This is a genomic window from Billgrantia desiderata (genome assembly GCF_900108215.1).
In the GTDB taxonomy this organism is placed as follows: Bacteria; Pseudomonadota; Gammaproteobacteria; order Pseudomonadales; family Halomonadaceae; genus Halomonas; species Halomonas desiderata.
Map to the genome: position 1 here is coordinate 67,770 of NZ_FNVC01000010.1, position 13,210 is coordinate 80,979.

Annotated in this window: 8 protein-coding genes; all 8 read left to right on the forward strand. The window is 67.1% G+C overall.

Features of this window, described 5'->3' with window-relative positions; translation table 11 throughout:
• Nucleotides 1-26 precede the first annotated feature (26 nt).
• The 8 genes from C4S71_RS11050 to C4S71_RS11085 all read left to right on the forward strand — a co-directional run bounded on the left by C4S71_RS11050 (nucleotide 27) and on the right by C4S71_RS11085 (nucleotide 13,207).
• Nucleotides 27-1,637 (forward strand): alpha-glucosidase family protein, encoded by a 1,611-nt coding sequence (locus C4S71_RS11050; protein WP_103969147.1) that lies wholly within the window; start codon nucleotides 27-29, stop codon nucleotides 1,635-1,637.
• 76 nt (nucleotides 1,638-1,713) lie between these two features.
• A complete protein-coding gene (locus C4S71_RS11055) occupies nucleotides 1,714-2,820 on the forward strand; it encodes an ABC transporter ATP-binding protein (protein ID WP_103969148.1) in 1,107 nt (368 codons plus the stop codon).
• A gap of 30 nt (nucleotides 2,821-2,850) precedes the next feature.
• Entirely contained in the window at nucleotides 2,851-4,503 is a 1,653-nt protein-coding gene (locus C4S71_RS11060) for an alpha-amylase family glycosyl hydrolase (RefSeq protein ID WP_103969149.1), read from the forward strand.
• A gap of 75 nt (nucleotides 4,504-4,578) precedes the next feature.
• Entirely contained in the window at nucleotides 4,579-5,868 is a 1,290-nt protein-coding gene (locus C4S71_RS11065; protein ID WP_103969150.1) for an ABC transporter substrate-binding protein, read from the forward strand.
• 180 nt (nucleotides 5,869-6,048) lie between these two features.
• Entirely contained in the window at nucleotides 6,049-7,101 is a 1,053-nt protein-coding gene (locus tag C4S71_RS11070; RefSeq protein WP_176342856.1) for a LacI family DNA-binding transcriptional regulator, read from the forward strand.
• A gap of 324 nt (nucleotides 7,102-7,425) precedes the next feature.
• Nucleotides 7,426-8,679 (forward strand): efflux RND transporter periplasmic adaptor subunit, encoded by a 1,254-nt coding sequence (locus C4S71_RS11075; RefSeq protein ID WP_235014315.1) that lies wholly within the window; start codon nucleotides 7,426-7,428, stop codon nucleotides 8,677-8,679.
• Nucleotides 8,676-11,783, forward strand: coding sequence for an efflux RND transporter permease subunit (locus C4S71_RS11080; protein ID WP_103969151.1), 3,108 nt, complete (start codon nucleotides 8,676-8,678; stop codon nucleotides 11,781-11,783). Before C4S71_RS11075 ends, C4S71_RS11080 begins: the two co-directional genes overlap by 4 nt.
• Complete coding sequence (locus C4S71_RS11085; RefSeq protein ID WP_103969152.1) at nucleotides 11,780-13,207, forward strand: ATP-binding protein; 1,428 nt, start codon at nucleotides 11,780-11,782, stop codon at nucleotides 13,205-13,207. Before C4S71_RS11080 ends, C4S71_RS11085 begins: the two co-directional genes overlap by 4 nt.
• Nucleotides 13,208-13,210 lie beyond the last annotated feature (3 nt).

The following is a 13,210-nucleotide window of genomic DNA, read 5'->3' on the forward strand; positions in this document are numbered from 1 at the left end:
CATCGCGGCTTGACCAAGGGAAAACCATGCAAGACAACACCTTCTGGTGGCGCGGCGGCGTCATCTACCAGATCTACCCGCGCAGCTTCATGGACAGCAACGGCGACGGCGTCGGCGACCTGCCCGGCGTCACCGAGCGACTCGACTACGTCGCCTCGCTGGGCGTGGACGGCATCTGGCTGTCGCCCTTCTTCACCTCGCCGATGCGCGACTTCGGTTACGACATCAGCAATTATCGCGACGTCGACCCACTGTTCGGTACCCTGGCGGACTTCAAGGCCCTGCTGGAACGCGCCCATGCACTCGGCCTCAAGGTGATCATCGACCAGGTGATCAGCCACACCTCGGACCAGCACCCCTGGTTCCAGGAGAGTCGCATGAATCGCGACAACCCGCGTGCCGACTGGTACGTGTGGGCCGACCCCAATCCGGACGGCACCGCGCCCAACAACTGGCTGTCGATCTTCGGCGGACCGGCCTGGACCTTCGACAGCCGGCGTCAGCAGTACTACCTGCACAACTTCCTGTCGAGCCAGCCCGACCTCAACTTCCACAACCCCGAGGTGCGCGCCGCCCAGCTCGACAACATGCGCTTCTGGCTGGAGCTGGGGGTCGACGGCTTCCGCCTCGACACGGTCAACTTCTACTTCCACGACCAGCACCTGCGCAGCAACCCGGCGCTGACCATCGACGCCACCCGCACGCTGGGCGCGCCCAAGGAGAACCCCTATACCTGGCAGCGCCACATCTACGACATCAGCCGCCCCGAGAACGTCGAGTTCCTGCGCGAGCTGCGGGCGCTGATGGACGAGTACCCCGGCACCACCACGGTGGGCGAGATCGGCGACGACACGCCGCTGGAGCGCATGGCCGAGTACACCTCGGGCGGCGACAAGCTGCACATGGCCTATACCTTCGACCTGCTCAACGCACCGCGCTCGCCGGACTACATTCGCGGCGTGCTCGAGCGCTTCCAGCAGTTCGCCGGCGATGCCTGGCCGTGCTGGGCGCTGTCCAATCACGACGTGGTGCGCAGCGCCACCCGCTGGGGCAGCGAAGAGTGCGCCTTCGCCTATCCCCGCGTGGCGCTGGCCCTGCTCTTCTCGCTGCGTGGCAGCGTCTGTCTGTACCAGGGCGAGGAGCTCGGCCTGCCCGAGGCCGAGGTGCCCTTCGAGCGCATTCAGGACCCCTACGGCCTGCCACTGTGGCCCGACTTCAAGGGCCGCGACGGCTGCCGCACGCCGATGCCCTGGGACGATACCCCGCTGGCCGGTTTCTCTGACGTGGAGCCGTGGCTGCCGGTGGCCGAACCGCACCTGGCCATGTCGGTGGCACGCCAGCAGGATGAGCCGGACTCGATGCTCAACGCCACCCGCCGCCTGCTGCGCTTCCGCCACCAGCATCCGGCCCTGTTCGACGGCGACATGACGCTGCTCGACCTGGGCGAAGCGCTGGTCGCCTTCACCCGTCAGCGTGGCAGCGACAGGCTGCTGTGCGTCTTCAACCTCACCGGCCAGCCCCAGAGTGCCACGCTGCCCGAGGTGCGCGAGGCGCTGCAGGAGCACGGCTTCCAGTACGAGGTGAGCGGCGGCAGGTTGCATTTACCACCGTACCAAGCCGCCTATTTCCGGCTCTAGGAGTGCCTTTTCAGGCTGCGTAGTGGCAATGTCTTGACAACAACGACCGGCCGTATAGCGGCCGAGGATGAATCGAATGGCAAGCGTCACCCTCGACAAAATCAACAAGGTCTTCGGCAGCACGCACATCATCAAGGATGTGGACCTGGCGATCGGTGAAGGCGAATTCGTGGTCTTCGTCGGCCCTTCGGGCTGCGGCAAGTCCACCCTGCTGCGCCTGATCGCCGGGCTGGAGTCGATCACCGATGGCGAGCTCTCCATCGGCGATCAGGTGGTCAACGAGCTGCCGCCGCGGGAACGCGGCGTGGGCATGGTGTTCCAGTCCTACGCGCTCTACCCGCACATGACCGTGTACGAGAACATGGCCTTCGGCCTCAAGCTGGCCAAGACCGCCAAGGAGACCGTACATGAGCGGGTGATGGCGACGGCACGCATCCTGCAGCTCGAGGAGCTGCTCGAACGCAAGCCCAAGGCGCTCTCCGGCGGCCAGCGCCAGCGCGTGGCCATGGGCCGCGCCATGGCCCGGGAGCCGCGCATCCTGCTGTTCGACGAGCCACTCTCGAACCTCGACGCCTCGCTGCGGGTACAGATGCGCAACGAGATCGCCCGTCTGCACAAGCGGCTAGGCTCGACCATGGTCTACGTCACTCACGACCAGGTCGAGGCGATGACCCTGGCCGACAAGATCGTGGTGCTCAATGGCGGTCGCGTGGAGCAGGTGGGCAGTCCGCAGGAGCTCTATCAGCGCCCGGCAACCAAGTTCGTGGCCGGCTTCATCGGTTCGCCGACGATGAACTTCCTGCCCGCGCGCCTGCTCGGCGCCGATGCCACCGGCTGCCGGATCGGCGCCAACGGGCTGACCGAGCTGGCGCTGCCCCAGGATGCCTCAGGGCATGCCCAGGGGGCTGCGCTGACGCTGGGCATTCGCCCCGAGCACCTGCGCCTGAGCGAGGCCCAGGGCAGTGAGGGCTTCGAGATCGTCAACGTCGAATACCTGGGCAACGAGGTCTACGTCTACCTCGAGCCCAAGGAGGGCGAGACCCTGCTGATTCAGCGCGGCGAAGCACCCACGACGTGGCGGGTCGGTCAGCGCGTGACGCTGGCTCCCGATCCCGAGCACGTGCACCTGTTCGACGCCGGCGGCCGGGCGCTGTCGGTCAAGGCGGCGCGTGCCGTCGCTTGATGACAGGCCGAAATCCCTCAGGAGAAGAGCATGGCGATACGACAGCTTGGCGGCGACCCTGACTGGTGGCGAGGCGCAGTGATCTACCAGATCTATCCGCGCAGTTTTCAGGATAGCCGTGGCGCTGGCATCGGCGATCTCCAAGGGGTAATCGACCGGCTCGATTACATTGCATCGCTGAACGTCGACGCCATCTGGCTGGCCCCCTTCTTCACCTCGCCCATGAAGGACTTCGGCTACGACGTCAGCGATTATCGCGGTGTCGACCCGACTTTCGGCACCCTCGATGATTTCGACCGACTGGTAGAGGCCGCGCATGCCCGCGGTCTGAGGGTGACCATCGACCAAGTGCTCTCCCACTCCTCGGATCAGCATCCTTGGTTCGCCGAAAGCCGGTCGAGCCGCGACAATCCCAAGGCCGACTGGTACGTCTGGGCCAATGCCCGCCCCGACGGCTCGCCCCCCACCAACTGGCAGGCGATCTTCGGTGGCTCGGCCTGGCAATGGGACACTCGTCGCTGCCAGTACTACCTGCACAATTTCCTGGTGGAACAGCCTGACCTCAACTTTCGCAACCCCGAGGTAGTGGAGGCAATCCTCGAGGAGGTACGCTTCTGGCTCGAGCGCGGTGTCGATGGTTTTCGTCTTGATGCCGTCAACTTCTGCACGCATGGTCCGCTCAAGGACAATCCTCCCCGGGAGAAGATCGTCGAGGGCTTCATCGGCGTGCGCCCTGACAACCCCTACGCCTTCCAGAGGCATCTGTACGACAAGACCCAGCCGGAAAACCTGGCCTTCCTGGAGCGGCTGCGCGCGTTGCTCGACGAGTACCCCAGCACTACCACTATCGGCGAAGTAGGCGACGACGACTCACTCGGCGTAATGTCCGAGTACACCCAGGGCGGCAAACGCCTACATATGTGCTACTCCTTCAACCTGCTGACCGACAAGGCTACTCCCGCGGACCTGCTCGCCCCTCTAACCGAAATGGAAGCGCGCATCGGCGACGGCTGGCCTTGCTGGGCGGTGGGCAATCACGACATTACCCGTGTCGCCACGCGTTGGAACGTTGCTAGCGATATGGCAAAGCTGCGCCTCTATCTGGCCTTCCTGCTCACCCAGCGCGGCAGCATCTGTCTCTATCAGGGTGAGGAACTAGGCCTCACCGAGGCCGAACTCACCTTCGAGCAGTTGGTGGACCCAGCCGGCATCACCTTCTGGCCAAGCTACAAGGGCCGAGACGGATGCCGCACCCCCATGCCCTGGGTAGCCGATGCACTCCACGGCGGTTTCACTACCGCGACGCCCTGGTTGCCGGTACCTGAGGCGCACCTCGCCCTGGCGGTGGATAGGCAGGAGCGCGACCCCGGCTCGCTGCTCAACGCCTATCGGGATTTTCTGCTCTTTCGCCGCAATCAGCCTGCCTTGGTCAAGGGCGATATCCACTACCACCCGCTGCAAGGTGACGTCATCTGCTTCGAGCGCCTGCATGGCGATGATCGCCTGCTGGTAGCACTGAACTTCGCCAATGATCCCTGCACCCTAAGCGCTCCGCTCGACGCCAGGCCGCTGGCGGGGGCGCCATCCCTGGTCAATGGCCGCTGGACGGCGGAACGGCTCGAGCTGCCTGCCTTCGGTATTGCCATCGCCCGCTGTCCAAGTGATTTGCCCTGGCAGCCCTGATGCCTGACCGCGTTGCGCTGTCGCCTTGTCCAGAGCCAGATCACCACAACAAGCACAATCCAAGGACCCCACTCCATGACTTGCTTTTCCCGCACTACCCTTGCCCGACAGGTGCTGTTCGGCGCCTTGGTGGCCAGTGGTCTCACGCTTGTCACTACCCAGGCGCAGGCTGCCACAATCACCATTGCCTGCGGTGACGGTGGCAGCGCCGACTTCTGCCCGGAGCTGGCCCGGCAGTGGGCCCAAGAGACCGGCCACGAGGTGGCGGTGGTCACCACTCCCCAGTCGGGCACCGAAACGCTCTCCCTCTACCAGCAGCTGCTCGGCAGCAAGTCCAGCGACATCGACGTACTGATGGTGGATACCGTCTGGCCTGGCCTGCTCGCCGCCCATCTGATAGACCTCGCCGACTACCTGCCCGAAGATGCCTCTGAGGGCTTCTTCCCGGCAATGATCGACAACAATACCGTGGATGATCGTCTGCTTGCCCTACCCTGGTATTCCGACGCTGGCCTGCTCTACTACCGTCGCGACCTACTCGAGAAATACGGCCACGACGTTCCCGAGACCTGGGAGCAACTGACCGAGATCGCCCGCGAGATCCAGAACGCCGAGCGTGAGGCGGGCAACGAGCGCATGCACGGCTTCGTCTTTCAAGGCCGCGCCTACGAGGGCCTGACCACCAATGCCCTGGAGTGGATCGCCAGCTACGGCGGCGGCACCATCGTCGACGATGACGGCAACATCACCGTCAACAATCCTCAGGCCGCCGAGGCGCTGACACTGGCCGCCAGTTGGGTTGGCGACATCGCACCGCGGGGCGTGCGCAACTACATGGAAGAAGAGGCCCGAGGGCTCTTTCAGTCGGGCAATGCAGTGTTCATGCGCAACTGGCCCTATGCCTGGGCACTAGGTCAGGCCGACGGCACTGCTATCCAAGGCAAGTTCGGCGTCGCCCCTCTGCCACACGGCTCGGCAGGAGAGTCGGTAGCCACCCTGGGCGGCTGGAGCTGGGCGGTGTCGCGCTATTCAAAAAATCCCGACCTGGCTGCCGAACTGGTGGCTTACTTGACCGCCGAGGCCCAGCAAAAAGCTCATGCCATCCGCTTCGGCATGAACCCCACTCGGGTAACGCTCTATCAGGACAAGGAGGTACTCGAGGTCCAACCCTTCATCGGCGAGCTCTACGACACTTTGGTGAGCGGCGTGCCGCGCCCGGCCAACGTCACCGGTGAGCACTACACGCGAGTCTCCAACGCCTTCTTTAACCGCGTTCACGACGTGCTCTCCGGCGACCTAACAGCGGAGCAGGCTCTGGGGCAGTTGGAGCGCGAACTCAACCGCATTAGCCGGCGCGGCTGGTGAGTCATCGCGCACACCACAGTCTCTCCCCTTTCCTCTACGAACAGGTGGGGCCAACCGGCCCCACCGTACACAGGTAAAGTTGAAGACGCTGGCATAGAGGCCTGGCAAACCACTGGTCGACAGGTTATGCTAGGCTGCTAACTAAATCGATAAAGCATTCAAAATGGAGACGCTTTCCTCGTGTCCGCACATCGCCGTATCACACTCAAGGATCTGGCCCGCGAGCTCGGCGTCTCCACCGCCACCATATCCAATGCCTTCAACCGGCCCGACCAGCTCTCGCCCGGTCTGCGCGAGCGCATTCTCGCCGAGGCCAAGCGGCTGGGCTATCGCGGTCCCGACGCCAAGGCACGCAGCCTGCGTACCGGGCGTTCGCGCATCATCGCGGTGATTCTGGCCGAAAGCCTCACCTACAGCCTCAACGATGCGGTTTCCAGCGAGTTCCTCTCCGGCGTGGCCGAGGTGCTCGACAGCCAGGGCCATACCCTGCTGCTGCTCTCGGCGCGGCAGGTCAATTGCCAGCTGGTCGACTCGGCAAGCATGGCCGACGGCTTCATCGTCTACGGCCTGATGCCCTCCGCCGAGCTGTTCGACTCGCTGCCCCTGCACGCCGCGCTGGTGGCGGTCGACTTCAACGTGGCGGGCCATCCTTCGATTCATGTCGACAACGAACCTTCCTGCTTCGAGATCGCCGACCACGCGCTGACGGCCGCCCCACGCAAGCGACCGGGCATCGTCAACCTGCGCCTCACGGCGGAACCCTGCAATGGAAGAATCGATCCGCAGTACACCCTGCTCTCGGCCGAACTCACCATTACCCGCTCGCGGCTGGCCGGCTTTCATGCCGCTCTGGAAAAGCACGACTTCGACCTCGAACGGATCCCGATGTGGAACGTGGAGGAGAATACCTTCGAGGTGTGCGCCCCGGTGATCGAGGAGATTCTCGATCTGCCCGACGCCGAGCGCCCCGACCTGCTGCTGTGCATGTCGGACCGTATCGCCCTGACCGCTCTGACCCTGGCCGAGCAGCGCGGCCTGCGCATTCCCGACGACCTGTGTCTGATCGGCTTCGACGGTATCGCCGAGGGCCAGTATCGGGCTCCGCGGCTGACCACGGTGCGCCAGGAGAGCAGCGAGAAAGGACGCCTGGCGGCGCGCATGATCCTGGGCCTGGAGCCGAGCCATTCACGCCTGCTGACGACCGAGATGATACTGGGCGAGACCTGCCCCTAAGGGAACCACTGCACAAATGCCTGCGCGAGCGAATCGCTGCGTTGCGCGGTGCTCGGAATCCTCACATATACCCCATATGCTCCGGTTGACTCGAAGCCTGGGCTTCTCGCCCCTTCGGGGCCAGCCTACGGCTGTTTGTCGCTTCGCTCGGTACTGCGCTCCGTGCGCCTTGCGCTTCATCTCGCTCGCCGACTTGTTCAGCGCTTCCTAGGAGCTGGTCATCAAATAGCAGGCTCGCTTGCACGTTGCTTGCACACTTCATGACCATTGGCTGCATCGCCTTGCGAGATGCTGCATGGGCCCACCCTTCGCCACGAGCCCACGATGCCAGCCTTCCCTCTGTCCTCCATGTCTACTCCCGGTCGCACCGGCCGCCGCCAACGGGGGCGCTTGACCTTGGGCGCTCTGCTGGCCGTGCTGGTGCTGGCGGCAGGCGCGGCCGGGGCCTGGTGGCTGGTCTCGCAGCCGCCCCGCATCGAGCGCCGGGCACCGGTCGAACCGCCCGCCCCGCTGGTGGACACCGTACTGGCACAACGTCAGGCGGCCGCGCCAGCGCTGTACGGCTTCGGTCGGGTGATCGCCGAGCGCGAGGCGCACCTGGCCAGCCGCGTGAGCGGCGAGCTGCTCGAATTCACTGACGCAGCGCTACCCGGCCGCGTGGTCGAGGCCGGCAGCGTGCTGGCACGACTCGACGATGCCGACCTGCGTCTGGCCCTGCGCGAGGCCGAGGCCGCGCTGGCCCAGGCCGAGGCGGCACTGGCCATGGAGCGCGGCGAGCAGCAGCGCGCCGAGACGGAGTATCGCAGCTTCGGCCGCGAGCTCTCCGCCGAGCGCCGCGCGCTGGTGCTGCGCCAGCCGCAGCTGCGTCAGGCCGAGGCCGAAGTGGAGCGCGCCCGTGCCGCCCGCGACCGGGCGCGGCTGGAGCTGGAGCGAGCCACCCTCACCGCCCCCTGGCGGGGGATGGTGCAATCGCGTCTGCTGGGCAGCGGCAGCATGGTGAACAACGGCACCGAGCTGTTGCATCTGGTCGACGTCTCGCGCTTCTGGGTTCGCGTCTCGCTGCCCGGCGAAGCGCTGGGCTGGCTGCACGCCGCCGACGCCAACGGAGCGGGCAGCGGCGTGACGCTCTCGACACGCACCTGGCCCGGCGGCGAGACCCGCCGCGGCGAGGTGATCGCCGTCCTGCCGGCGCTGGAGGAACAGGGCCTGCAGGCCCAGCTGCTGGTGGCGGTCGACGACCCGCTGGGGCTCGACAACGGCGCACCGGCCCTGCGCCTGGGCGACGTGGTGCGCCTGGAGTTCGAGGCGCGCGCGCAGGACGGCCTGTTCGTGCTGCCTGCCGCGGCCCTGCGTCCGGGTGACGAGCTGTGGCTGCTCGACGAGGAGGAGCGTCTGCGCCGCCGCACGGTGAACGTGATCCATCGCGGCGAGACGCGGGTGCTGATCGCCGACGGCCTCGAGGACGGCGAACGAGTGGTCACCTCGCAACTGGGCCAGCCGCGTACCGGCATGCGCCTACGCACACGCATCGCCGACAGCGAGCGTCCGGCCGGTGAACGTCGGGAGTCCCGTTCATGACGCGCCGTGGCCCCATCGCCTGGATGGTCAATCACGGCGTCGCCCCCAACCTGCTGATGGTGCTGCTGATCGTCGGTGGCCTGCTGGCGTCGATGACGATCAAGAAGGAGGTGTTCCCCGAGTTCGAGCTGGAGATCGTCCACGTGGCGATCGGCTATCCCGGCGCCACGCCCGAAGAGGTGGAGCGCAGCCTGCTGCTGCCCATGGAAGCGGCCCTGGCCGACGTCGACGGCATCGACGAGATGACCGCCACCGCCAACGAGGGCGCCGGGCGCGTCTCGCTGAGCCTGATCGACGGGGTCGACGTGATGCGTGCCTATCAGGACATCCAGCAGGCGATCAACGCCATCACCAACCTGCCCGCTGCCGCCGACCCGCCGCGCTTCAGTCTTGCCGGCCGCTCGCGCAGCGTGATGAGCCTGCAGGTGCACGGCTGGGTCGACGAGCGGCTGCTGCACGATGTGGCCGAGGATCTGCGCGCCGAGCTGCAGGCCGCCTCCGGCATCTCGCGGGTGGAGCTGGCGGGCAACCGCGAGCGTGAGGTGCAGATCCTGCTCGACGAAGAGGCCATGCACCGCCATGGCCTCGACCATCGCGGGCTGGCCTCGCGCATCGCCGACGAGGCACTGGATCTCGCCAGCGGCCGGCTGGCCACCGCCGAGGGTGAATGGCTGATCCGCTACCAGGGACGCCGCGACGATGCCCGCGAGTTCGCCGAGCTGCCGCTGGTCGGCACCGCCGACGGCGGCCAACTGCGCCTGGGCGACATCGCCCGGGTGATGGACGGCTTCGCCGAGAGCGATCGCGAGGTGTTGTTCAACGGCGCCCCAGCGCTCAGCCTCGACGTCTACCAGATCGGCAACCAGACACCGATCGGCATTTCCGACGCCGTGCACGCCCAGCTCGAACGGCTGCGGGCCGGCCTGCCCGAAGGGGTCTATCTGAGCGTGTCCCAGGACACCTCGGAGATCTATCGCGACCGCCTCGACCTGCTGCTGAAGAACGCCTGGCTGGGCCTGGCCCTGGTGCTGGTACTGATGGCGCTGTTCCTCGAGGCGCGGCTGGCGTTCTGGGTCACCCTGGGCATCCCCACCGCCTTCCTCGGCGCCATGCTGTTCCTGCCGTGGCTGGGCGTGTCGATCAACATGATGTCGATGTTCGCCTTCATCATCGCGCTGGGCATCGTCGTCGACGACGCCATCATGGTGGGCGAGAACATCCACAGCTATCGCGAGCAGGGCCACTCCCTGCGCGAAGCCGCCGTGCGTGGCGCCCGCGAGATGGCGGTGCCGATCTCCTTCGCCATCCTCTCCAACATCGTCGCCTTCATGCCGCTGCTGTTCCTGCCGGGTTTCCTCGGCATGATCTTCGCCGTCATCCCGGTGGTGGTGGTCACGGTGTTCCTGGTGTCGTGGCTGGAAGCGCTGTTCATTCTGCCCGCGCACCTGGCCCATCGCGCCGGGGGCCGCGAGCCGGCGCCCTGGCTCAGGCCGCTGGACCGCCTGCGCCGTACCCTGCAGAACGGCCTGACGCATTTCACCCAGCAGCGCTTCGAGCCGTTCCTGCAGCACGCCCTGAATCAGCGCCTGCTCACCGTGAGCCTGGCCGTCGCCGTGCTGACCCTGGCCATCGCCTGGAGCATGAGCGGTCGCATGGGCTTCTCGCTGATGCCGCGGGTAGAGTCCGACCGGGTTCAGGCCACGGTGACCCTGCCGGTGGGCAGCCCCATGGCCGACGATCGCCGCATTCGCGATCAGCTGCTCGATGCCGCCATGGCGCTGAGCGAACGCGATGACGGACCGCGCTTCGCCGCCAGCCGCGCCCAGATCGATGGCGACCGTCTGAACGTGCGCCTGACCATCGAGCGCGACACCCTCGACGCCTGGCCGCCGTCGCGAGTCGCGCGGGAGTGGCGCGAAGAGGCCGGCGACATCATGGGCGCCCAAGCGGTGCGCTTCGAGTCGGATTTCGGCGGCCCGGGCGCCGGCGCCGGCCTCACCCTGCGCCTCTCCCACCCCGACAGCCGCGCGCTGGAAGCCGCCGCCACCCGGCTGGCCGACGAGCTGACCGAGTTCGAGGGCCTGACCGACATCGACAGCGGTCTGGCCGACGGCAAGCCGCAGCTCGAACTGCGCCTGGCGCCGGAAGGCCGGGCGCTGGGTCTCACCGGCGCCGACCTGGCCGCGCAGCTGCGCGGCCCGCTGCAGGGCGTCACCGCCATCGAGCAGTTCGTCGGGCGCCACGAGATCAGCGTGGCGGTGCGCCTGCCCAGCGAGGAGCGCGACAGTCTGGGCCACCTCCACCAGTTGCCGATTCGCACGCCGGATGGTCAGGTGGTGCCGCTTGCACGCATCGCCGAGATCCACCTCGGCCGCGCAGCGACCACGCTGCAGCGCGTCGACGGCAGGCGTCAGATCAGCGTCACCGCCGATACCGACAGCGACGCGCAGATCAACCAGGTGGTGGCTACCCTGCAGGCGGACGTCTTCCCCGCCCTGCAGGCGGCCTGGCCGGGACTCGAGCTGACATTGGGCGGTCGCCAGCAGGAAACCGCCGAGAACGTCTCGGCCCTGACCCAGGCTACCTGGCTGACGCTGATCGCGCTGTACGCGCTGCTGGCGATACCGTTTCGCAGCTACCTGCAGCCGCTGCTGGTGCTGGCAGCGATTCCCTTCGGCGTGATCGGCGCCATGGCCGGCCATGCCATCATGGGCTTCGGCCTCTCGGTGATCAGTCTGATGGGCATGCTGGCGCTTTCGGGGGTGGTGATCAACGACGCCCTGGTGCTGATCGACTACGCCAACCGGCGCCGGCGCGAGGGCTTCGGCGCCCGCGAGGCGATCGTCGCCGCGGCGACCCGGCGTCTGCGTCCGATCATGATGACCACCCTGACCACCTTCCTGGGGCTGGCGCCGATGATCTTCGAGACCTCGCGCCAGGCCCGCTTCATGATTCCCATGGCCATCTCGCTGGGCTTCGGCATGCTGTTCGCCACCGTGATCCTGCTGGTGCTGGTACCCTGTCTCTATCTGATGCTTGAGGGGCTGCGCGAGCGATGGGAACGCCTGACCACTACCGTTACCACTCAGGAGACGACCCGATGAGGCCGCGTCTGCTCCGCGCCCCGTTCTCTCGTCTGGGCGTCAAGCTGTTCGTCATCATCCTGTCGGTCAACGTGGCGATCGCCGGGCTGGTCTTCCTGTCGGTATCGCGCAGCCTCGACCGGGGCTTTCTCGACTATCTCGAGACCACTCAGGCGCAACGTGCCGAAACCCTGGCCGAGGGGCTGGGCCAGGAGTGGGCGCGTCGCAACGGCTGGCAGTGGCTGCGCGACTCGCCGCCGGCCTGGGAGCGGCTGGTGCGCCAGCAGCTGTGGCCGGGCGAGCGTCAGCCACCCCAGGGGATCGAACGTCGCCTGGGCGATGCCCGCGACTTCGTGCTGCACGATGCCGAGGGCCTGCCGGTGATCGGCCTGCCCCCGGACGACCAGGAAATGGCCTCGGAGCTCCACTGGCTGCCCATCGAGTACCGCGGTCAGCGGGTCGGCACCCTGGGCTACCGTCCGCCGCAGCAGTTGATGGCGCGCATGGACCGTATCTTCCTCGCGCGCCAGCAGCGCAATCTGGGCATCATCGTCGCCTCCCTCGGCCTGGCCTCGCTGCTGCTGGCCGGTGGGCTGGCCTGGTGGCTGGGCCGTCGCACCCGCAGCATGGCGCTGGCCACGCGCAGCCTGATCGAAGGCGACTACAGCGCCCGCCTGCCGGAGCGCGGCCGCGACGAACTCTCGCGCCTGGCCCGCGACTTCAACATGCTGGCCGCCACCCTGGAGGCAAGCCGTGAGGCGCGCTCGCGCTGGGTGTCGGACATCGCCCACGAGCTGCGCACGCCGCTGGCGGTGCTGCGCGGCGAGATCGAGGCCATGCAGGACGGCATCCGTCCCTTCAATGAAGACAACCTTCACTCGCTGTCCCAGGAGGTGGGTCAGCTCGAGCGCCTGGTGGCCGACCTGCGCCTGCTCTCCCAGAGCGATGCCGGCGCCCTCGAGGTGCAGCTGGCACCGCTCGACCTGGCAGCCAGCCTGGCCTCGCGCCTCGAGGAAGCCGGCGGCTGGCTCGGGGATTGCGGCATGACGCTCACCACCTCGATCCAGGGCCCGGCCTGGATCCGCGGCGACACCCGGCGCCTGCGCCAGCTGTGGACCAATCTGCTCGACAACAGCTGTGCCTACACCACTTCGCCGGGCCAGTTGGACGTCAGCCTGACCCAGGATAGCGAGCGAGTGCGGGTGATCTGGCAGGACAGCCCGCCCGGCGTACCCGAGGCATCGCTGGAGCGACTCACCGAACGCCTCTACCGGGTCGAGGGCTCGCGCAGTCGCGCCAGCGGCGGCAGCGGGCTGGGACTCTCCATCGCCAGCGCTCTGGTCAAGAGTCACGGCGGCACCATGCAGGCCTCACCCTCGCCGCTGGGTGGGTTATGCTGGACGCTCGAGTTTCCGGCCCTGATGGCCGACGAGCGAACCCCATGAGGA

Coding starts and splice junctions, on each gene's coding strand:
- C4S71_RS11050 (WP_103969147.1), top strand. CDS start 27: ATGCAAGACAACACCTTCTGGTGGCGCGGCGGCGTCATCTACCAGATC.
- C4S71_RS11075 (WP_235014315.1), top strand. CDS start 7,426: ATGCCAGCCTTCCCTCTGTCCTCCATGTCTACTCCCGGTCGCACCGGC.
- C4S71_RS11060 (WP_103969149.1), top strand. CDS start 2,851: ATGGCGATACGACAGCTTGGCGGCGACCCTGACTGGTGGCGAGGCGCA.
- C4S71_RS11065 (WP_103969150.1), top strand. CDS start 4,579: ATGACTTGCTTTTCCCGCACTACCCTTGCCCGACAGGTGCTGTTCGGC.
- C4S71_RS11085 (WP_103969152.1), top strand. CDS start 11,780: ATGAGGCCGCGTCTGCTCCGCGCCCCGTTCTCTCGTCTGGGCGTCAAG.
- C4S71_RS11055 (WP_103969148.1), top strand. CDS start 1,714: ATGGCAAGCGTCACCCTCGACAAAATCAACAAGGTCTTCGGCAGCACG.
- C4S71_RS11080 (WP_103969151.1), top strand. CDS start 8,676: ATGACGCGCCGTGGCCCCATCGCCTGGATGGTCAATCACGGCGTCGCC.